This is a genomic window from Pseudomonas sp. GNP013 (assembly GCF_054343995.1).
On sequence record NZ_JBTGUT010000001.1, the window covers coordinates 836443 to 855442 of the forward strand.

At 60.4% G+C, this 19000-nt stretch carries 19 protein-coding genes and 2 pseudogenes; 13 read left to right on the top strand and 8 right to left on the bottom strand.

All coding sequences use genetic code 11. From position 1 onward, the window contains the following. Window positions 1–81 precede the first annotated feature (81 nt). Window positions 82–927: a D-hexose-6-phosphate mutarotase gene (locus ACXX81_RS03835; protein ID WP_322214343.1), complete on the top strand. Its 846-nt coding sequence runs from the start codon at window positions 82–84 to the stop codon at window positions 925–927. A 120-nt stretch (window positions 928–1047) separates the two neighbouring features. On the opposite strand, the gene ACXX81_RS03840 is transcribed toward ACXX81_RS03835, so the two are convergent. Then, the gene (locus ACXX81_RS03840) at window positions 1048–1908 is read right to left on the bottom strand and encodes a MurR/RpiR family transcriptional regulator (RefSeq protein ID WP_172832156.1); all 861 of its coding nucleotides are present in this window, start codon (window positions 1906–1908) and stop codon (window positions 1048–1050) included. A gap of 220 nt (window positions 1909–2128) precedes the next feature. Here ACXX81_RS03840 and zwf point away from each other — a divergent pair, with 220 nt between their 5' ends. The 3 genes from zwf to ACXX81_RS03855 are packed head-to-tail and all read left to right on the top strand — an operon-like array spanning window position 2129 to window position 4978. Continuing rightward, window positions 2129–3595, top strand: a complete 1467-nt coding sequence (gene zwf / locus ACXX81_RS03845) for a glucose-6-phosphate dehydrogenase (protein ID WP_209984120.1) — start codon at window positions 2129–2131, stop codon at window positions 3593–3595. Next, window positions 3582–4295 carry a 6-phosphogluconolactonase gene (gene pgl / locus ACXX81_RS03850; protein WP_458571233.1) on the top strand — a complete coding sequence of 238 codons (714 nt, stop codon included), beginning with the start codon at window positions 3582–3584 and terminating at the stop codon, window positions 4293–4295. Before zwf ends, pgl begins: the two co-directional genes overlap by 14 nt. Before the next feature lie 17 nt (window positions 4296–4312). After that, window positions 4313–4978 carry a bifunctional 4-hydroxy-2-oxoglutarate aldolase/2-dehydro-3-deoxy-phosphogluconate aldolase gene (locus ACXX81_RS03855; protein WP_057007119.1) on the top strand — a complete coding sequence of 222 codons (666 nt, stop codon included), beginning with the start codon at window positions 4313–4315 and terminating at the stop codon, window positions 4976–4978. Between the two features lie 154 nt (window positions 4979–5132). Here ACXX81_RS03855 and ACXX81_RS03860 read toward each other — a convergent pair whose 3' ends face one another. After that, window positions 5133–6308 (bottom strand): aminotransferase class V-fold PLP-dependent enzyme, encoded by a 1176-nt coding sequence (locus ACXX81_RS03860; protein ID WP_458571234.1) that lies wholly within the window; start codon window positions 6306–6308, stop codon window positions 5133–5135. 10 nt (window positions 6309–6318) lie between these two features. Beyond that, window positions 6319–6555, bottom strand: a complete 237-nt coding sequence (locus ACXX81_RS03865) for a DUF3820 family protein (RefSeq protein WP_017735664.1) — start codon at window positions 6553–6555, stop codon at window positions 6319–6321. A gap of 208 nt (window positions 6556–6763) precedes the next feature. Here ACXX81_RS03865 and ACXX81_RS03870 point away from each other — a divergent pair, with 208 nt between their 5' ends. Further along, entirely contained in the window at window positions 6764–7231 is a 468-nt protein-coding gene (locus tag ACXX81_RS03870) for a ferritin-like domain-containing protein (RefSeq protein WP_458571235.1), read from the top strand. A 74-nt stretch (window positions 7232–7305) separates the two neighbouring features. On the opposite strand, the gene ACXX81_RS03875 is transcribed toward ACXX81_RS03870, so the two are convergent. Together ACXX81_RS03875 and ACXX81_RS03880 are read right to left on the bottom strand one after the other, a co-directional pair. Further along, window positions 7306–7776: a MaoC family dehydratase gene (locus ACXX81_RS03875; RefSeq protein ID WP_057007116.1), complete on the bottom strand. Its 471-nt coding sequence runs from the start codon at window positions 7774–7776 to the stop codon at window positions 7306–7308. Window positions 7777–7829: 53 nt separating this feature from the next. Further along, a complete protein-coding gene (locus tag ACXX81_RS03880) occupies window positions 7830–8774 on the bottom strand; it encodes an alpha/beta hydrolase (protein WP_458571236.1) in 945 nt (314 codons plus the stop codon). A 191-nt stretch (window positions 8775–8965) separates the two neighbouring features. Here ACXX81_RS03880 and fadD2 point away from each other — a divergent pair, with 191 nt between their 5' ends. Continuing rightward, window positions 8966–10654 carry a long-chain-fatty-acid--CoA ligase FadD2 gene (gene fadD2 / locus ACXX81_RS03885; RefSeq protein ID WP_458571237.1) on the top strand — a complete coding sequence of 563 codons (1689 nt, stop codon included), beginning with the start codon at window positions 8966–8968 and terminating at the stop codon, window positions 10652–10654. Between the two features lie 391 nt (window positions 10655–11045). Further along, window positions 11046–12737 carry a long-chain-fatty-acid--CoA ligase FadD1 gene (fadD1, locus tag ACXX81_RS03890; RefSeq protein WP_231422895.1) on the top strand — a complete coding sequence of 564 codons (1692 nt, stop codon included), beginning with the start codon at window positions 11046–11048 and terminating at the stop codon, window positions 12735–12737. A 49-nt stretch (window positions 12738–12786) separates the two neighbouring features. Here fadD1 and ACXX81_RS03895 read toward each other — a convergent pair whose 3' ends face one another. Beyond that, window positions 12787–13164, bottom strand: a complete 378-nt coding sequence (locus ACXX81_RS03895; RefSeq protein ID WP_057007112.1) for a hypothetical protein — start codon at window positions 13162–13164, stop codon at window positions 12787–12789. A gap of 200 nt (window positions 13165–13364) precedes the next feature. On the opposite strand from ACXX81_RS03895, the gene ACXX81_RS03900 reads away from it, so the two are divergent. The 3 genes from ACXX81_RS03900 to def all read left to right on the top strand — a co-directional run bounded on the left by ACXX81_RS03900 (window position 13365) and on the right by def (window position 15223). Further along, entirely contained in the window at window positions 13365–13556 is a 192-nt protein-coding gene (locus tag ACXX81_RS03900; protein WP_003237824.1) for a CsbD family protein, read from the top strand. 174 nt (window positions 13557–13730) lie between these two features. Further along, window positions 13731–14684: a YihY/virulence factor BrkB family protein gene (locus tag ACXX81_RS03905; RefSeq protein WP_209984102.1), complete on the top strand. Its 954-nt coding sequence runs from the start codon at window positions 13731–13733 to the stop codon at window positions 14682–14684. Further along, a complete protein-coding gene (gene def / locus ACXX81_RS03910) occupies window positions 14684–15223 on the top strand; it encodes a peptide deformylase (RefSeq protein ID WP_057007110.1) in 540 nt (179 codons plus the stop codon). Before ACXX81_RS03905 ends, def begins: the two co-directional genes overlap by 1 nt. A 126-nt stretch (window positions 15224–15349) precedes the next feature. Here the strand turns inward: def and ACXX81_RS03915 are convergent, their stop codons facing one another. Further along, window positions 15350–15760 carry a GNAT family N-acetyltransferase gene (locus ACXX81_RS03915; RefSeq protein ID WP_209984100.1) on the bottom strand — a complete coding sequence of 137 codons (411 nt, stop codon included), beginning with the start codon at window positions 15758–15760 and terminating at the stop codon, window positions 15350–15352. Window positions 15761–15929: 169 nt separating this feature from the next. On the opposite strand from ACXX81_RS03915, the gene ACXX81_RS03920 reads away from it, so the two are divergent. From ACXX81_RS03920 to ACXX81_RS03930, 3 genes and pseudogenes are all read left to right on the top strand, one after another. After that, entirely contained in the window at window positions 15930–16871 is a 942-nt protein-coding gene (locus ACXX81_RS03920; RefSeq protein ID WP_458571238.1) for an aliphatic sulfonate ABC transporter substrate-binding protein, read from the top strand. Window positions 16872–17078: 207 nt separating this feature from the next. After that, a pseudogene (locus ACXX81_RS03925) lies at window positions 17079–17699 on the top strand (PAS domain-containing protein); the annotation flags it as partial. A gap of 171 nt (window positions 17700–17870) precedes the next feature. Continuing rightward, a pseudogene (locus ACXX81_RS03930) lies at window positions 17871–18293 on the top strand (methyl-accepting chemotaxis protein); the annotation flags it as partial. Between the two features lie 159 nt (window positions 18294–18452). Here the strand turns inward: ACXX81_RS03930 and ACXX81_RS03935 are convergent. Then, complete coding sequence (locus tag ACXX81_RS03935) at window positions 18453–18911, bottom strand: hypothetical protein (RefSeq protein ID WP_458571239.1); 459 nt, start codon at window positions 18909–18911, stop codon at window positions 18453–18455. Window positions 18912–19000: the final 89 nt, after the last annotated feature.

The following is a 19000-nucleotide window of genomic DNA, read 5'->3' on the forward strand; positions in this document are numbered from 1 at the left end:
CTCTCTCTGTGCGCATTTTGCGGGTAGCCATGGCTATCCGCTTTTTTTTGCGCAGCACTGTGAAATTCAGGACCGTGGCACATGCATGAGCATCCGCTGCAACGCTTTTTCAAATCCCTGCGCGAACGTCCGGTGTTCGCCTGGGAGCGCTTTCAGATGCGCGATGTGTTGGTGATCGACCATCCGCTGTGCCAGGCAGTGTTCAGTCGTCAGGGCGCGCAATTGCTGCATTTTCAACCTGCCGGGCAAAAGCCCTGGCTGTGGTGCGCGGCCAAGTGGCCGCAGGTCGGCGCCATCCGTGGCGGCGTGCCGGTGTGCTGGCCGTGGTATGGCCGGCATCCGAGTGAAAACGCGTGGCCGTCCCATGGCTGGGCGCGGCTGATCGACTGGAAACTGCTCGACAGCAGCACCGCAGAAGATGGCGTGCGCCTGCATTGGCAATTGCAGCTGTGCGACTGGCAGGTCGACCTGCACGCCCACTTGGGCGATGCCCTGGAGCTGCGCCTGAGCACCGAGCATCAGGACGAGCTGCCATGCCAGTTGAGCCACGCGTTGCATGCTTACTGGCGTATTGGTCACGTCGATGAGGTAGCGCTGTCTGGCCTGGATGGCGCGCAAGGGTATGACCAGCTCAATCGCCAGGTTTGCCAGCAGGAAGGCGAGCTGCGGGTGGACGGCGGCTGTCAGCGGGTGTTCCAGCACGAAGGTGAATTGCAGCTCAAGGATCACGCCTGGCAGCGCGAGCTGTGCATCGACACGGGGGAGAGCGCCGACACCGTGGTGTGGCATCCCGGCAGCCGGCCGCTGCTGGGCGTCAGTTTTAACGAGGCGTCAGGGTTTGTGTGCGTGGAGTCGGCGATGGCGGCGGCCTGCCTGGCGCCGGGGGAGCGGGCGCATTTGAGTTTGCAGGCCAGGGCAGGGGTCTAGTGGTGTGGCTGATGGCCTCATCGGGAGCAAGCCCCCTCCCACAGTTGATTTGTGAACCCATTCAAAAGTGGGAGGGGGCTTGCCCCCGATGAGGCCAGTAACGCCAACACAAATGCTGACTTAGTTAAACTCATCCCCCACCGGATACCGACTGTCATTCAAGCTCTCTTTGATCTTGCGCAGATGCGGCTGGAAATCCACCCCGCGCCTTAACGTCATGCCGGTCGCCAGCACATCCAGTACCGTCAACTGGATGATCCTCGACGTCATCGGCATGTAGATGTCCGTGTCTTCCGGCAACGGGATGTTCAGGCTCACCGTACTGGCCTTGGCCAGCGGCGAGTTCTCGGCGGTCACCCCCAGCACCGAGGCGCCGTTTCCGCGGGCGATGCGCGCCACTTCCACCAGCTCACGGGTACGCCCGGTGTAGGAAATAATCACGAACAGCTCGCCGGTATGCGCCACCGACGCGATCATGCGCTGCATCAGCACGTCGGCGTGGGCAGTGACCGCAAGGTTGAAGCGAAAAAACTTGTGCAGCGCATCCATGGCCACCGGTGCCGAAGCGCCCAGGCCAAAGAAGTGGATCTGCCGCGCCTGAATCAGCAAATCCACCGCCTTGCTGATCAGGGCCGGGTCCAGGGCCTGGCAGGCGCTGTCCAGGGAGGCAATGGCGCTGCCAAAGATCTTCTGCGTGTAGGCCTCGGGGTTATCATCGGCTTCCACCGCGCGGCTGACATAGGCCGCGCCGCTGGCCAGACTTTGCGCCAGCTGCAATTTAAGTTCAGGGTAACCACTGACGCCGAACGAACGGCAGAAGCGGTTGACCGTCGGTTCACTGACCGAAGCGGCCTGGGCAAGGGCGGCGATGGAGAAGCGGGTCGCCTGCTGCGGGTTGAGCAGGATGACCTCGGCGACTTTTTTCTCGGCCTTGTTCAATTCTTCGAGGCGGTTCCGGATCTGTTCCAGAAGATTTCGCACGCGGTCCATTCAGTCTTTCCTTCGGGCGACGATGCAAATAAAAAGGCGGTAACCAATCGATGAGTGGCTTTTCGCGGTGGCCTATCCTACTGAGGGTAGCTGAACACCACCACTCGGAATGCGTAACTCGGGAAAATGTTGTGGTTATTACTACATTTTTCCTTGAGTGATACCTTGAAAAAAGGTATTTGTAGCTTAACTTGATAAAAGAACAAACATCATGCCCTCGATAACCGTAGAACCCTGCACCTTTGCCCTGTTTGGCGCCTTGGGTGATCTGGCGCTTCGCAAGTTATTTCCTGCCCTCTATCACCTCGATGGCGCCGATCTGCTGCACGACGACACGCGCATCCTGGCCCTGGCCCGTGAAGCCGGTTCCGAGCAGCAGCACTTGGCCCATATCGAAACAGAACTGCGCAAGTACGTCGGCAAGGCGCTGGATGAGAACGTGGCCCAGCGTTTCCTGGCGCGCCTGACCTACCTGCATGTCGACTTCATGAAGGCCGACGACTACGTCGCCCTCGCCGAAAAAGTTGGCAGCGAGCAACGTCTGATCGCCTACTTCGCCACCCCGGCGGCGGTGTATGGCGCGATCTGCGAGAACCTGTCCAAGGTCGGCCTGGCGGACAACACCCGCGTGGTGCTGGAAAAACCCATCGGCTCGGACCTGGAATCCTCGCGCAAGGTCAACGATGCCGTGGCGCAGTTTTTCCCGGAGAACCGCACCTACCGCATCGACCACTACCTGGGCAAAGAGACCGTCCAGAACCTGATCGCCCTGCGGTTCGCCAACAGCCTGTTTGAAACCCAGTGGAACCAGAACTACATCTCCCACGTGGAAATCACCGTGGCCGAGCAGGTCGGCATCGAAGGGCGCTGGGGGTATTTCGACAAGGCCGGCCAGCTGCGCGACATGATCCAGAATCACCTGCTGCAGCTGCTGTGCCTGATCGCCATGGACCCGCCGGCCGACCTGTCCGCCGACAGCATCCGCGACGAGAAGGTCAAGGTGCTCAAGGCCCTGGCGCCGATCAGCCCGGAAGGCCTGACCACCCAGGTGGTGCGCGGCCAGTACATCGCCGGCTACAGCGCCGGCAAGCCGGTGCCGGGTTACCTGGAAGAAGAAAATTCCAACACCCAGAGCGACACCGAAACCTTCGTCGCCCTGCGTGCCGATATCCGCAACTGGCGCTGGGCCGGGGTGCCGTTCTACCTGCGCACCGGCAAGCGCATGCCGCAAAAACTGTCGCAGATCGTCATCCACTTCAAGGAACCGTCCCACTATATATTCGCCCCCGAGCAGCGCCTGCAGATCAGCAACAAGCTGATCATCCGCCTGCAGCCGGACGAAGGCATTTCCTTGCGCGTGATGACCAAGGAGCAGGGCCTGGACAAGGGCATGCAACTGCGCAGCGGCCCGCTGCAACTGAATTTTTCCGATACCTATCGCAGCGCACGGATTCCCGATGCCTACGAGCGGTTGCTACTGGAAGTGATGAACGGCAATCAGAACCTGTTTGTCCGTAAAGATGAAATCGAAGCCGCGTGGACGTGGTGTGACCAGTTGATCGCCGGGTGGAAAAAATCCGGTGATGCGCCCAAGCCGTACGCGGCGGGTTCCTGGGGGCCGATGAGCTCGATTGCACTGATCACGCGGGATGGGAGGTCGTGGTATGGCGATATCTGAATTGAAACTGCCTCAGGGCGTAACGGCCCATGAGTACCGCACGCCTGCGCTGCTGGCGGACGGCCTGGCCAATGATGTGGCCGAACAACTGCGCACGGCCATCAGCGCGCGTGGCGAGGCCACCCTGGTGGTGTCCGGCGGCCGCAGCCCGGTGGCGTTTTTCCAGCAGTTGGCCAAGCAGGGCCTGGACTGGTCCAGGGTCACCATCACCCTGGCGGACGAGCGCTGGGTGCCGGTGGAACACGCCGACAGCAACGCCGGCCTGCTCAAGCAGCACCTGTTGCAGGGCCCGGCCGCCAAGGCGAAGTTCCTGAGCCTCTACAGCGCTGCGGCCAACCTTGAAGACGCGGCCGAGCAGGCCGATCACCTGCTGGCCGAATTACCTGGCATTGATGTGCTGGTGCTGGGCATGGGCGATGACGGCCACACCGCCTCGCTGTTCCCCGACAGCCCGAACCTTGGCGATGCGCTGGCGCCGGAGGGTACCCGCCGTTGCTGGCCAATGCTGGCGCCGACCGTGCCCCATCAGCGCCTGACCATGAGTCGCGCGCTGTTGGCCACGGCCAGGTACACCGTGCTGTCGATTTCCGGCAGCGCCAAATTGACCACCTTGAGCGCCGCGCTGGCCAGTGACGACGTTGCTGCCATGCCGATTCGCGCGTTTTTGCAACCTACCTTAGAGATTTACTGGTGCCCATGAGCCAAGGATCAGCCGCTATGAAAAGCCCTCAACCGACCGTTTCCATGGCGGACAAAGTTGCCCTGATCGACAGCCTCTGCGCCAGGGCGCGGATCCTGCCGGTGATCACCATCGCCCGCGAACAGGACATCCTGCCGCTGGCCGATGCGCTGGCAGCCGGTGGTTTGACCGCGCTGGAAGTAACCCTGCGTTCCGAGTTCGGCCTCAAGGCCATTCAGGTGCTGCGCGAGCAGCGCCCTGAACTGTGCACCGGTGCCGGCACTGTGCTTGACCGCCAGATGCTCGACGCCGCCGAGGTGGCCGGTTCGCAATTCATCGTCACCCCCGGCATTACACGCGACCTGCTGGAAGCCTCGGTGCACAGCCCGATCCCGCTGCTGCCGGGCATCAGCAATGCGTCCGGCATCATGGAAGGCTATGCCCTGGGTTATCGCCGTTTCAAGCTGTTCCCGGCTGAAGTCAGCGGCGGCGTGGCGGCAATCAAGGCGCTGGGCGGCCCGTTTGGCGAAGTGAAGTTCTGCCCTACCGGCGGCGTGGGCCCGGCCAATATCAAGAGCTACATGGCGTTGAAGAACGTGATGTGCGTGGGCGGTAGCTGGATGCTTGACCCGGAGTGGATCAGGAACGGCGACTGGGCACGTATTCAGGAAGTCACTGCGCAAGCGCTGGCCCTGTTGGACTGATCGGATGTAAAGAATCGTTGTTGCTGTGCTTAACGGCATTTTTGCGGCGCACTTGGTCGGTGTGCCGCTTTTTTTTGCCTGTAAAAACCTCAAAGTCACACATGCCTGATGTGGACGAGGGCTAGTGTGGGAGGGAGCAAGTCCCTCCCACCTGTCAGTCGGTGGCCAGTTGAGTGATTGCGTTGATCAGGACATTGATGTCCTCAGCACAGGTCACCACCCCTGGCGTCACCCGAATACACGTGCCAAATGCCGGCCCCGTGCGGGTCGTGGTAAACAGGCCGTGCTCCTTGAGCAGACGGTCCACCATCACCTGTTGGTCCCGCCCATTGAACTTGAATGCGGTAATCGCGCAATACAGTCTGGGGTCATCCGGCGTGAGTACTTCAATCCCGGGCAGCGACCGCACCTGACTCACCCACATGTCCCTCAGGTAATTGAGCCGCGCACCCTTGGCCGCCGCGCCACCCAGGCTGCGATGTTCTTCCAGCACCCATGGCAACGTCATCAACGCAGGGAAGTTTGGTGTGCTATAGGGCGTGCGTGCGCGCACGTCGGTGGCGGGGTAGTGGCACTCGCCCATGTCCGGGTCGATATCGGCCAGGCGCTCGGGGGCGATGTAGAGGAAACCCAGGGTCAGCGGCGCGCCGATCCACTTGTGCAGGTTGAAGCCGGCAAAGCTGATACCCAGTTCGGCGAGATTGAAGTCGATCTGGCCCAGCGCGTGGGCGCCGTCGAGTATCACATCCACGCCGTGTGCTTGCGCGGCCCTGGCGATGGTTTCGACCGGCATCACCAGGCCGGTACGGTGGGTGACATGGGTCAGTGCCATCAGCTTCAGGCGCGGATACTGCACAAATGCCTCGCGATAGGTGTGCACCAGGCTGTCGAAACTGGCCGGATGAAGGTGGGCGATTTCGATCACCTCCACACCTCGATAGCCCGCCAGCCAGCGCATCGCCCCCTTGACCGTGTCGTACTCCAGATCGCTGATCAGCACCTGATCGCCCGGTTGCAGGCGGTTGTAATTGCGGATCAGCGACTGCAGGGCTTCGGTGGCGTTGCGGGTGAACGCTATCGCCTGCGGATCGGCGTTGATCAAGCCGGCCAGTTGGCAGCGGATGGCGTCATTGTCACCGCGCTCGAAGCGCTGGCGCACATGCAGCGAATTACTGCGGTTGATGAACGCTACGTGTTCCAGATACTGCGCCTGCACTGCGCGGCTCATGCGCCCGAAGTAGCCGTTCTCCAGGTTGATCGGGCCTGGCTCCTGCTCATAGCGCTGGGCGATAGTGCGCCAGTGCTGCTCGTTGTTTGCATTCCCTGGCATGGCGAAACTCCTAATGGCGAGGGGCGGGCTTACCGTGTTTGGCGCGCAGTGGTTCCAGCAGTTCGGCCAGGCCGTTGCTGTCGATTTCCTGCATCAAGGCCAGCAGGCCGCCCAGTTCGCCATGGGGGAAACCTTCGCGGGCGAACCAATTGAGATAGGGGCCGGGGAGGTCGGCGATGATCCGGCCCTTGTATTTGCCGAAGGGCATCTGGCGGGTGATCAGCAGTTCGAGTTTCTCTGGATTCATGGCGATCTTGGGCGGTTAAGACGATGACAGTGAAAATACAGGCATTCTGCATGAAGGCCAAAGGACAGATCATGCAAATAACATCGGCGCAGATGGTTCAATAATTCATAAATGTTTGATTTTAAATAGGAATATATTTTTCAGAAAGCTGGCACGGACACTGCAATTACTCTTGCATCCTTTTAAACCTGCCATAAGGAATTGAAAAATGACTGACATCAATAAAGAATCCATCTCCGTACTGAACGACCTGATCGAGACCAGCATTGACGGTCAGAAAGGTTTTAAAGAGTGCGCTGAAGACATCAAGCACCCGGAACTGAAGGCTCTGTTTGCCAAGCGTTCGGCTGATTGCGCCAGCGCTGCCGAAGAACTGAAAACCGCCGTGCGTGCTCTGGGTGGCGATCCGGAAGATTCCGGCAGCGTTGCCGGCGCCTTGCACCGTGGCTGGGTCGACGTGAAGTCGATGGTCAGCGGTAAGGACGAAGAAGCCGTACTGAACGAAGCCGAGCGCGGTGAAGACCACGCACTGAAGGCTTACAAAGAGGCGATCGAGAAAATCAACAAGCACAACCTGCTGGGCATTCGTGACCTGGTAGAGCGTCAGTACCATGGCGTGCAACGCAACCACGACCAAGTGAAAGCCCTGCGTAACCAGGCTCGCGCTCAGTCGTAAGCACTGCGCTGTAACCCAATGCGGGAGGGGCTTGCCCCCTCCCGCATTTTTTTGCGTTGGATTTGGGTTTGGACTCAGCCAATGCTGATCGGTGGCAACTGGGTCAGCGTCAATTCAAGCTGCTTGCGTGGCGCGATGATCTCCGCTTCGCCATCCACCACCAGTTCGTCGCGCTGGTTGAACACGCGCGTGGCGATGCGCACGCGAAATTTTGGCAACTTTTCCAGAATTTCCAGGCGCACCGTCAGCGTGTCGCCGATCTTTACCGGCTTCTGAAAGCTCATCTGCTGGCCCACATAGATAGTGCCCGGCCCAGGCAACTCGCAGGCCACGGCGGCACTGATCAGCGCGCCGCTGAACATGCCATGGGCGATTCGCTCCTTGAACATAGTGGTCTTGGCGTATTCGGCGTCCAGGTGCACCGGGTTGTGGTCGCCGGACATGGCGGCGAACAGCTGGATATCGCGCTCTTCGACGGTCTTGCTGTAGCTGGCGGTCTGGCCGACTTCGAGGGCTTCGTACGGTGTGTTGGTTACCTGGGTCATCTAAAGGTGCATCCTGTGGCTAGTCGGTAATTTAATGGCCGGTTCTGCAAAGGTCATTCGCAGCGCGCCGGCCTGCGCAGGGTCAGGGCCTGGTCGAGCCAGTGCAGTACATCCGCGGTCACTTCATCGCGGTTGGTTTCGTTGAACACTTCATGCCGCGCCTGCGGGTAGACAGTCAATTGCAGGTGCTGGCAGCCGGCCTCACGCAGGGCTTGGGCCAGGCTGTTGAGACGCTTGCCGTCACTCACCGGATCACATTCGCCGCCCACGACCAGAATCGGCAGGCCCGGATCGATCTGCGCGAGGTTGGACGCTTTGCTGATGTGCTGCAAGCCGCCCAGCAGGTCGATCCACAGCTGGTTGGTGCAACGAAAACCACAGAGCGGGTCGTTGATGTAACGGTCGACTTCGACGGGGTCGCGGCTGAGCCAGTCAAATGCTGTACGCGTCGGTTTGAACGCCTTGTTGAATGAGCCGAACGACAGCCAGTCAATCAGCGCACTGCGCCCGCGCAAGCCCTGTCGAGCGCGTTCGACACGCGCTATCACCCGGGCGGCGCGATACAGGGCCACCGGCTGGAAATTCGAACCGCTGAGAATTGCCCCATGCAGGCTGGCGCTGTGGTGCAGCAGGTAGGCCTGGGCGATGTAGCTGCCCATGCTGTGACCCAGCAGAATGATCGGCAACCCCGGCTGCTGCTGGCCGATGTGCTGGTGCAGGCTGGCGAGGTCGCCGACCACCGTGTTCCAGCCGTCCTGCTCGGCGTACAGGCCCAGGGTGCCTGACTCGGCGGTACGGCCGTGGCCACGCTGGTCCAGCGCATACACGCCGTAGCCGCCGGCGCACAATGCTGCGGCCAGGCGCCCATAGCGCCCGCTGTGTTCGGCCATGCCATGGGACACCATCACCACGGCCCTGGCGGGACCCTCCGGCAGCCATTGATTGACGTACAGACGGCTTTGGTCAGTCGCGGTCAGCCAGAAGGTGCTGTGGTTCATGGCGCTTTCCTTTGCTCGGGATGGGTGCAGTGTATCGCGCACCAGGTATCTGCCCATGCCTCAGCGGCAAGATTCATACAATCAATGACACGATTTAGCGTATTTGCCTGTTTGGTTATAGCTGCTACCGTCCCCAAAGCTCCGCTTTTTATAGCAGCGGCCGGACACACTCAGGTAAGAGGACAAGAATAATGCAACCTGATTTCTGGAATGACAAACGCGCGCCCGGTGTTCCCAATACCATCGACCTCACCGCCTACACCTCGGTGATCGAAGTGTTCGAGCGCTCCTGCAAGACCTTCGCCGACCGTCCGGCATTCAGCAACATGGGGATTACCCTGACCTACGCCGAACTTGAGCGCCAGAGTGCGGCGTTCGCCGGTTACCTGCAGCAGCACACCGACCTCAAGCCCGGCGAGCGCATCGCGGTGCAGATGCCCAACGTGCTGCATTACCCGATTGCCGTGTTCGGTGCCTTGCGCGCCGGGCTGATCGTGGTCAACACCAACCCGCTGTACACCCCGCGCGAGATGCGCCACCAGTTCAAGGATGCCGGCGTGCGTGCGCTGGTCTACCTCAACCTGTTCGGTTCGCGCGTGCAGGAGGTGTGCGCCGACACAGCCATCGACCACTTGATCGAAGCCCGAATGGGCGACTTCATGCCGGCCGCCAAGGGTTGGCTGGTCAACACCCTGGTCGACAAGGTGAAGAAAATGGTACCGGCCTACCACCTGCCGCGCGCAGTGCCGTTCAAGCGCGCCCTGCGTATGGGGGCAAGCCTGGACGTGACGCGCCATCCGGTGAGCCTGGACGATATCGCCGTGCTGCAATACACCGGCGGTACCACCGGCCTGGCCAAGGGCGCGATGCTCACCCACCGCAACCTGGTGGCGAACATGCAGCAGGTGCGCGCCTGTATGTCGCAGACTGGCGACGACGGCCTGCCGCTGGTCAAGGAGGGGCAGGAGGTGATGATCGCGCCGCTGCCGCTGTACCACATCTATGCCTTCACCGCGAACTGCATGTGCATGATGGTCTCGGGCAACCACAACGTGCTGATCACCAACCCACGGGACATCGGCGGGTTTATCAAGGAGCTGAAAAAGTGGCGCTTCACCGGGCTGCTGGGGCTCAACACGCTGTTTGTCGCGCTGATGGATCACCCGGAGTTCAAGCAGCTGGATTTCTCTCACCTCAAAACCACCAATTCCGGCGGCACCGCGCTGATCAAGGCCACCGCGGAACGCTGGCAGCAGCTCACCGGCTGCGCGATCGGCGAGGGTTATGGCCTGACCGAAACTTCCCCGGTGGCCAGCGCCAACCCGTACGGCGACAAGTCGCGACTGGGCACCGTGGGCATTCCCGTGCCGGCCACTGCAATGAAGGTGATCAACGACGAGGGTGTCGAGCTGCCGTTGGGCGAGCGTGGCGAGCTGTGCATCAAGGGCCCGCAGGTGATGAAGGGCTATTGGCAGCAACCGGCAGCCACCGCCGAGGCGCTGGACGCCGAAGGCTGGTTCAAGACCGGCGATATTGCCGTGATCGATGAGGACGGCTTCATACGCATTGTCGATCGCAAGAAAGACCTGATCATCGTCTCGGGTTTCAACGTGTACCCCAACGAGATCGAAGACGTGGTGATGGCGCATCCGGCCGTGGCCAATTGCGCAGTGATCGGCGTGCCGGACGAGCGCACGGGGGAGGCGGTGAAGCTGTTCGTGGTGGCGCGTGCCCAGGGCGTGAGCGTTGAAGAGCTGAAGGCGTACTGCAAGGCCAACTTCACCGGCTACAAGGTGCCCAAGCAGATCGTGTTGCGCGACTCGTTGCCGATGACGCCGGTAGGGAAAATCCTGCGACGGGAGCTGCGCGACATCGCCTGAACCTGTAACTGAAATGGTCTAAAAGTGTGGGAGGGGGCTTGCTCCCGATAGCGGTGGGTCAGTCAACATATTGGGTGACTGATATGCCGCTATCGGCAGCAAGCCCCCTTCCGCATTTGCTTTGGAGTGCGCTGGAGGGCTTGTTCCAGAGCGGTTTGCCGGGATATTCAACGCGTGTTTAAAGTGTGACCAAATATTGTAGGACAGTCGTGATTATGACTGCGGGGCCCTCGTTTGGCTCTAGGCGGCCCTTGGCAAAGCTGCTACTCTCGGCGCGCTTTGTGACGTCTGGGCCTGCTTGAAGCGCCGGATTCACCGTACAAAAAACATACACCAATAATAATCGCATCAAATGCGATGATGAATTCGCGTCGCTGAGGAGTGGGCTTCCATGAATGAAGACTTTTGGAAGGATAAGTACCCCGCCGGGATTGCTGCACAGATCAATCCAGACGAGTATCCGAATATTCAGGCGGTATTGAAGCAGTCCTGCCAGCGCTTCGCCAACAAGCCGGCTTTCAGCAACCTGGGCAAGACCCTCACCTACGGTGAGCTGTACGAATTGTCCGGCGCTTTTGCCGCCTATCTGCAACAGCACACCGACCTGCAGCCCGGCGACCGCATCGCGGTGCAACTGCCCAACGTCCTGCAATACCCGGTCGCCGTGTTCGGTGCCATCCGTGCCGGGCTGATCGTGGTCAACACCAACCCGCTGTACACCGCGCGGGAGATGGAACACCAATTCAACGACTCCGGGGCCAAGGCCCTGGTGTGCCTGGCCAATATGGCCCATCTGGCGGAAAAGGTCTTGCCCAAAACCGCCGTCAAGCACGTGATCGTCACCGAAGTGGCCGACCTGCTGCCGCCGCTCAAGCGCCTGCTGATCAACAGTGTCATCAAGTACGTGAAGAAAATGGTCCCGGCCTACCACTTGCCGAAGGCGATCAAGTTCAATGATGTGCTCGCCAGGGGCCATGGCCAGACCGTCAACGAAGTGAGCCCGGCCAGCGATGATGTGGCGGTGCTGCAATACACCGGCGGCACCACCGGCGTGGCCAAGGGCGCGATGCTCACCCACCGCAACCTAGTCGCCAACATGCTGCAGTGCAAGGCGCTGATGGGCTCCAACCTCAATGAGGGTTGCGAGATCCTCATCACGCCGCTGCCGCTTTACCACATCTACGCGTTCACCTTTCATTGCATGGCGATGATGCTGATCGGCAACCACAACATCCTGATCAGCAACCCGCGCGACCTGCCGGCGATGGTCAAGGAATTGTCAAAGTGGAAGTTCAGCGGCTTTGTCGGCCTCAATACCCTGTTTGTGGCGCTGTGCAATAACGAAGGCTTCCGCAAGCTGGACTTCTCGGCGCTCAAGGTCACCCTGTCCGGTGGCATGGCCCTGCAACTGGCGGCTGCCGAGCGCTGGAAGGCCGTGACCGGCTGTGGCATCTGTGAAGGTTATGGCATGACCGAGACCAGCCCGGTGGCCACGGTCAACCCGATTCAGCATATCCAGATCGGCACCATCGGTATTCCGGTGCCGTCCACGGCGTGCAAGGTCATCGCCGACGACGGCACCGAACTGGCGCTGGGCGAGACCGGCGAGCTGTGCGTCAAAGGCCCGCAAGTGATGAAGGGCTACTGGCAGCGCGAAGACGCCACCGCCGAGATGCTCGACAGCGAAGGCTGGTTGAAGACCGGTGACATCGCGATCATCCAGCCCGACGGCTACCTGCGCATTGTCGACCGCAAGAAGGACATGATTCTGGTGTCCGGCTTCAACGTTTACCCCAACGAGCTGGAAGACGTGCTGGCCGGCCTGCCGGGCGTATTGCAGTGCGCCGCCATCGGCGTGCCGGACGAAAAATCCGGGGAGATCATCAAGCTGTTCATCGTGGTCAAGCCCGGTGCAACCCTGACCAAGGACCAAGTGATGGAACACATGCGCGCCAACGTCACCGCCTACAAGGTGCCCAAGGCGGTGGAGTTCCGCGATGTGTTGCCGACCACCAATGTGGGCAAGATTCTACGGCGCGAGTTGCGCGATGAAGAACTGAAGAAGCTGGGCCTGAAAAAGTAACCCAATAAAAAACCCCGCCAATGCGGGGTTTTTTATGGCCTGCACATTTTTACAGGGCGAACTGCGCAAAGCTGATTCCTGCACCCGCCGGGCGCACATCCTTGAGGTATGAATCCTTGTCCGCGCTCAACTCCAGGGTGATCTCCGGCTTGCGCTTGCCTGCATTGCGCACCACCAGCCCTTCCAGGTTCTCGCGCAGGAACAGCGTGGGCACCTTCAGGTGCAGCAACTGGTCGGTCTCGGCGTTATGCATCAACAGGTGGATCCACTCGTACTGGCCCACGCCAATGCGCACCAGCGGCAGGTCGAACCACCAGATGTTGCGTTTGCGGTCCAGGTCGGTGAAGTGGCAGTTGTTGACGCCGAGTACGGCGCCGCCCAATGCCTGGTTTCTGCGGGCGATGGCCTGTGTCTTATCGAGTTTCATAACCTTCCTACGGGATCTGTTATTCAGCGTTTCAGCCTGAATCTGCCGGGCATTCTCGTGGGTTGGCTGCAAAACATAAAGCCAAACCTTTATGGAGCGATCAAATGCCGTCTGAAAATAATTGAAACTCTACAGAACGGCCCCGGGTCAATCTTTAAGTAGTCATTAAAAACCATTTGATTGTTATCAGGAGTAATACCATGGGCAGCACTTCCGATAAGGTAAAAGGCATGGCTAACGAAGCCGTCGGCAACGTCAAGCAAGGCGTCGGCAAAGCCACCGATAACGACAAACTGCGTGCTGAAGGCAAGGCTCAGGAACTGAAGGGCGAAGCCCAGCAAGCCGTTGGCAAGACCAAGGATGCGGTCAAGAATACCGTCGACAAAGCCTGACCCGGCACTGCGTTTGCGCAGACCTGCGGCCATCCACGGATGGCCGTTTTTGTGTCAGCTGCTGCAACTAAACTTTGGAAATTGTTTCAAAGTCGCCAAATGGGCTACTTTGATGTAGAAAACGGCCCCTGAGTCGCCCACGAATCTGACCTTTTTGCGGCGAAAGGAGACGCTATGATCTTTCCGGTACTACAAGGCCTCAAGCTGCATAAGGTGCTGATGCGCACCGTCACCGAATTCATCGATGATGAGATGCCCACCTACGCCTCGGCACTGGCCTACCAGATGCTGTTTTCGCTGTTTCCCTTCCTGCTGTTCCTCATTGCCCTGATCGGTTTCCTTCACCTGCCGGACTTCTTCAGCTGGTTGCGCCTGCAATCGGAGCTGGTGTTGCCGCCCCAGGCGCTGGAACAGGTCAACCCGGTGATCGACCAGTTGCAGCAATCCAAGGGCGGCCTGCTCTCGGTGGGTATCGTGATCGCGCTGTGGACCGCTTCGGCCGGCGTGCGCCTGATGATGAGCGCGATGAACGCCGCCTACGACGTGGTGGAAGGCCGGCCGATCTGGAAGCGTTTCCCGCTGTCGATTTTCTACACCATCGGCATCGCCGGCATGTTGTTGGCCGCCGCCGCACTGATGGTGCTGGGCCCGCAAGTGATGGAGTGGCTGGCGGGGCAGATCGGCATGCAGGAATTCGTCGTTACCCTGTGGACCATTGTGCGCTGGCCGTTGATCGTGATTCTGCTGATGTTTGCCGTGGCCCTCATGTATTACGTGATGCCGGACGTGGAGCAGAAATTTCGCTTCATCACCCCAGGCTCCGTGCTGGCCGTGGTGGTCTGGATCGTCGCGTCCCTGGGCTTTGGTTACTACGTTAAAACCTTCGCCGACTACAACGCCATGTATGGCAGTATCGGTGCGATCATCGTGCTGCTTCTGTATTTCTATATTTCCGCCGCCGTGCTGTTGCTCGGCGCGGAGATGAACGCCGTGATCGAACACATGTCGGCCGAGGGCAAGGACGCGGGCGAAAAGGAATTTGATGAGCCCGGCCACACCGATGAGAAACAGCATGTCTCAGGCTTAGGCCGAGACCACTCCAAGCCCACTCCCGTAGAGCCTGATTGATGATCCGTGACATCCTGAAAATGGGCGACGAGCGCCTGCTGCGTATCGCCGCGCCTGTACCGCCGGAAATGTTCGACAGCCCCGAGCTGTGGCAATTGATCGATGACATGTTCCAGACCATGGAACATGTCGGCGGTGTTGGCCTGGCCGCGCCGCAGATAGGCGTCGACCTGCAACTGGTGATCTTCGGTTTCGAGGCCAGCGAACGCTACCCGGACGCGCCGCCGGTGCCGCAGACTATCCTGATCAACCCGCTGATCACGCCGCTCAGCCCGGTGCTGGAAGAGGACTACGAAGGCTGCCTGTCGGTGCCCGGCCTGCGCGGGGCGGTCAACCGCTACCAGCAGATTCGCTACGAAGGTTTCGACCCCAAGGGCGAACCGATTGTGCGTTTTGCCGACGGCTTCCATGCGCGGGTGGTGCAGCACGAGTGCGACCACCTGATCGGCCGGCTGTACCCGTCGCGGATTACCGACTTCAGCAAATTCGGGTTTACCGACGTGCTGTTCCCTGAGCTGGAGCCGGCGGTAGAAGAGTAACCCTCTGACGCCACACCGCTTGAACATGTGGGAGGGGACTTGCTCCCGATGGCTGAGTGCCAGTCACGCTTGAGTAGCTGACACACTGCAATCGGGAGCAAGCCCCCTCCCACATGGGGCTGCATTTCAGGTTTTTAAGCCCATCGCGATCAGCGGCTTGTTGCGTTTATAGCGCACCAGCCGCTCGCTGAGCGATTGCGGCAACAGCGTTTCCTGCGTGAAGCCCATCCGGTCATACACACCCTGCAGGTCCGGGTGACAGAACAGCCACACCGTGCCCTCCACCGGTTGCACTGCGCGCAGAACCAGCCGCGCCGCCAGCCCTTGCCCGCGATACGCCGGGTCGACGAACAGCCCCGTCAGCCAGTGCCCGCCCACCACCGGCGTCAGGCATAGCCCGGCGACGATCTCGGCGTCACGCGCCACCCATAATCGACCGCCCTTGAGCGCTTTCATCGATGAACCGTGGGCGCGGTAAAACTTGTTCAGCAGCGGCCAGAGCGGTTCGCTCAGCAATTGGATGGACACTTCGGACATTGTGTTCAGGTGCGCGTGATCAGGGGGCGAGGATTATAAGCGCGTTCGGTTATGGGTTAATCCATCAAGGTTTATATTCTTTTTGATCATATATTGGTGAGTTTTAAATATTATTAAAGAATAAGCCTGCTTGTTAGGATCGCCCCAATGGATCATCAAGAGGCTACCCATGAAACCACTAAAATACCTGCTGGCGGGCTCGTTGCTGGCGCTGACGTTGCTGGCCCAAACGGCACTGGCTGACGACACTGAAACCTTGCGTGTCGGCTATCAGAAAGGCTCGGTGAGCATGGTGCTGGCCCGTGAGCACAAGCTTTTCGAAGCGGCGCTGCCGGGCACCCAGGTGCAATGGGTCGAATTTCTCGGCGGCCCGCCGCTGATGGAAGCGCTCAATGCCGGTAGCCTGGACATTGGCAATATCGGCGACATCCCGCCGATCTTCGCCCAGGCCGCCGGCATCGACCTGCAATACATCGCCGTCGAGCCCAATGACGGCAAAACCGAAGCGATTCTGGTGCCCAAGGCCAGCACGCTGCACAGCGTGGCCGAGCTCAAGGGCAAACGTGTTGCATTGCTCAAGGGCTCCAGTGCTCACAACCTGTTCCTCAAGAGCCTGCTGCGTGCCGGGTTGCAGTGGCAGGACGTGAACGTGGTGTACCTGTCGCCGTCCGATGGCCGTGCCGCGTTTGAACAGGGCAAGGTGGACGCCTGGGTGGTGTGGGACCCTTACTACTCGGCCGCCGTGGTCGACGGTTCTGCCCGAGTGCTGGGCGACGGGCAGGGGCTCAACCCGGCGGGCAGTTTCTTCGTGGTCAGCAGCCGGTTCGCCAAGCAGCACCCCCATGCCATCGCCACGATCATTCAAACCTTGGGCAAGGCGCAGCGCTTGTCCCTGGACCAGCCGCAGGAAAGTATCGCGCTGATGGCCAAGACCCTGGGCCTGCCGCCGGCCGTGGTGAAGCGTTACTTCGAGCATCGCTCACCCACGCCGATCCGCCCGCTGACAGCCGCCGACATCGCTACCCAGCAAGGTACCGCCGAGCTGTTTTTCGCCAACCGCCTGATTCCGAAAAAGGTCGATGTTCAGCAAGCAGTCTTCAAAGCGCCCTGAGCGTTCGTCCCGGCACTGTCGCCTTGCATAGCGCCTGGTCGTGGCTATGCTCATTCGAATGGAAATGCGCCCCTCAGCGCCGGGAATCAGGGAGATCCGACCATGTTCAACCTCCACCACAAATCCGACCTGCTCGAGATTCAGCGTTTCTCCTGCGCCCTCACCGAGTCCAACGCCAAACTCGCCGCCATCGGCCGCTCCATGGCCATGATCGAATTCGATCCTGCGGGGGTGATCCTCGATGCCAACGACAACTTCTGCAAAGCCATGGGCTACAGCGTGGAAGACATTCGCGGCAAACATCACCGGCTGTTCTGCGAAGAGGCCTACACCCACACCGAGGCCTACGCCACGCTCTGGCGCGACCTGGCGCGGGGAGAAGCCATCAGCGGCACCTTCATGCGTCTGAATAAACGCGGCGAGGAGGTCTGGCTCGAAGCCAGCTACATGCCGGTGCTGGACGACGAGCAGCGGGTGCTCAGCGTGATCAAAGTGGCGTCGGATATTTCCGCGCGGGTCCACCGCGAACACGAAAACCAAAGCCTGATCGATGCGATCGGTCGCTCCATGGCGATGATCGAGTTCACGCCCCAGGGGCAGATCCTCAACGCCAACGATAACTTCCTGAGCACGGTGCAGTACTCGCTGGGTGAAATCGTCGGCCAGCACCACAGCCTGTTTTGTCACCGTGAGGAGGTTGAGTCACCGGCCTACAAGGCGTTCTGGGCCTCGCTCAACCGGGGCGAGTATCACTCGCACCGTTTTGAGCGCAAGAACAAATACGGCAAGACGCTGTTTCTGGAGGCTTCCTACAACCCGATCTTCGACGCCAGCGGTCGGTTGTACAAAGTGGTGAAATTCGCCAGCGACATCACCGACCAGGTCACCAGCCTGCGCACCGCTGCCGATTCGGCCCACGCCACCTCGGTGCAAAACGACGTCTGCGCGCGCAAGGGCTCGCAGGTGGTGCAGCAGACGGTGCAGATTATCGAAGACATTTCCCACGACCTGAACCAGGCCGCCGTGAGCATCGACGCGGTGAACAAGCAATCGGAGATCATCGGCACCATCGTGCAGACCATCCGCAGCATCGCCGAGCAGACCAACATGCTGGCGCTCAACGCCGCCATCGAAGCCGCCCGCGCCGGTGAGCATGGACGCGGTTTTGCGGTGGTGGCCGACGAAGTGCGCAGCCTTGCCGCGCGCACCAGCCAGGCGACGCTGGAGATTGTCGAGGTGGTGCGCAAGAACCACGACCTGTCGGCGAGCGCGGTATCGAGTATGCAGTCGAGCTTGAACCGTACGGGGCTCGGCGTGGAATTGGCCAACGAGGCCGGGCAGGTGATCCTGGAAATCCAGGAAGGCTCACGGCACGTGGTGGACGCGATCGGTCAATTCAACTCGACGTTGCAATTGCAGTAACTCACCCACACATGCAAACCCATGTGAAAGGCGATACTCGGTGAAAGAGAAGCCAATGTGGGAGGGGGCTTGCTCCCGATAGCGGTGGTTCAGTCAACATCTTTGACGACTGACACACTGCAATCGGGAGCAAGCCCCCTCCCACATTTGAATGCTTGATTAGAGGGCCGCCAGCGCCTGTTTTACCGGCTCAGCCGGCCCGGTGGTCGACGCCACCTGCTGCTGTTCCTTCAACCGTGCAGCCACTTCCCTGGAAATCGCGTCCTGTTTTTCCTGCGGCAGCGCCTGCGCCTGCTCTTCGGTCAACCCCTGTTCCTTGAGCAACTGCTCACGAATGCGTTCGCCCGGGGATTTGCTCATGTACTCGGTGAGTTCCGCGCGCGTGCCGGAGGCGGGCGCCGAGGCCTGGAGCTGCACACGGGTCTTGGCAAACGCCTCGTCAATACGCCCGCTCGCCTTGTCCAGATCCTTCTGCGCGGCCGGCAGGGTCAAGGCAGGCTGCGTTGCTGCCAGCACGCCGCTGTACAGGGTGCTGGCGGCCGCATTGGCCGGGTCCATGTCGGGCCGATTGACCTGTTGGACGTTAGATACGGCCTGGGTGTTGTTGTTAACCAGCATGATCGGTCACCTGCGCAAGTGTTCAGTACGAACTCTGGAGCAAATAGCGTGCCGCGTGCGCCGTGCCCGTTTTATTGGGCCTCGGGCCG

Coding starts and splice junctions, on each gene's coding strand:
- ACXX81_RS03835 (WP_322214343.1), top strand. CDS start 82: ATGCATGAGCATCCGCTGCAACGCTTTTTCAAATCCCTGCGCGAACGT.
- zwf (WP_209984120.1), top strand. CDS start 2,129: ATGCCCTCGATAACCGTAGAACCCTGCACCTTTGCCCTGTTTGGCGCC.
- pgl (WP_458571233.1), top strand. CDS start 3,582: ATGGCGATATCTGAATTGAAACTGCCTCAGGGCGTAACGGCCCATGAG.
- ACXX81_RS03855 (WP_057007119.1), top strand. CDS start 4,313: ATGAAAAGCCCTCAACCGACCGTTTCCATGGCGGACAAAGTTGCCCTG.
- ACXX81_RS03860 (WP_458571234.1), bottom strand. CDS start 6,308: ATGCCAGGGAATGCAAACAACGAGCAGCACTGGCGCACTATCGCCCAG.
- ACXX81_RS03865 (WP_017735664.1), bottom strand. CDS start 6,555: ATGAATCCAGAGAAACTCGAACTGCTGATCACCCGCCAGATGCCCTTC.
- ACXX81_RS03870 (WP_458571235.1), top strand. CDS start 6,764: ATGACTGACATCAATAAAGAATCCATCTCCGTACTGAACGACCTGATC.
- ACXX81_RS03875 (WP_057007116.1), bottom strand. CDS start 7,776: ATGACCCAGGTAACCAACACACCGTACGAAGCCCTCGAAGTCGGCCAG.
- ACXX81_RS03880 (WP_458571236.1), bottom strand. CDS start 8,774: ATGAACCACAGCACCTTCTGGCTGACCGCGACTGACCAAAGCCGTCTG.
- fadD2 (WP_458571237.1), top strand. CDS start 8,966: ATGCAACCTGATTTCTGGAATGACAAACGCGCGCCCGGTGTTCCCAAT.
- fadD1 (WP_231422895.1), top strand. CDS start 11,046: ATGAATGAAGACTTTTGGAAGGATAAGTACCCCGCCGGGATTGCTGCA.
- ACXX81_RS03895 (WP_057007112.1), bottom strand. CDS start 13,164: ATGAAACTCGATAAGACACAGGCCATCGCCCGCAGAAACCAGGCATTG.
- ACXX81_RS03900 (WP_003237824.1), top strand. CDS start 13,365: ATGGGCAGCACTTCCGATAAGGTAAAAGGCATGGCTAACGAAGCCGTC.
- ACXX81_RS03905 (WP_209984102.1), top strand. CDS start 13,731: ATGATCTTTCCGGTACTACAAGGCCTCAAGCTGCATAAGGTGCTGATG.
- def (WP_057007110.1), top strand. CDS start 14,684: ATGATCCGTGACATCCTGAAAATGGGCGACGAGCGCCTGCTGCGTATC.
- ACXX81_RS03915 (WP_209984100.1), bottom strand. CDS start 15,760: ATGTCCGAAGTGTCCATCCAATTGCTGAGCGAACCGCTCTGGCCGCTG.
- ACXX81_RS03920 (WP_458571238.1), top strand. CDS start 15,930: ATGAAACCACTAAAATACCTGCTGGCGGGCTCGTTGCTGGCGCTGACG.
- ACXX81_RS03935 (WP_458571239.1), bottom strand. CDS start 18,911: ATGCTGGTTAACAACAACACCCAGGCCGTATCTAACGTCCAACAGGTC.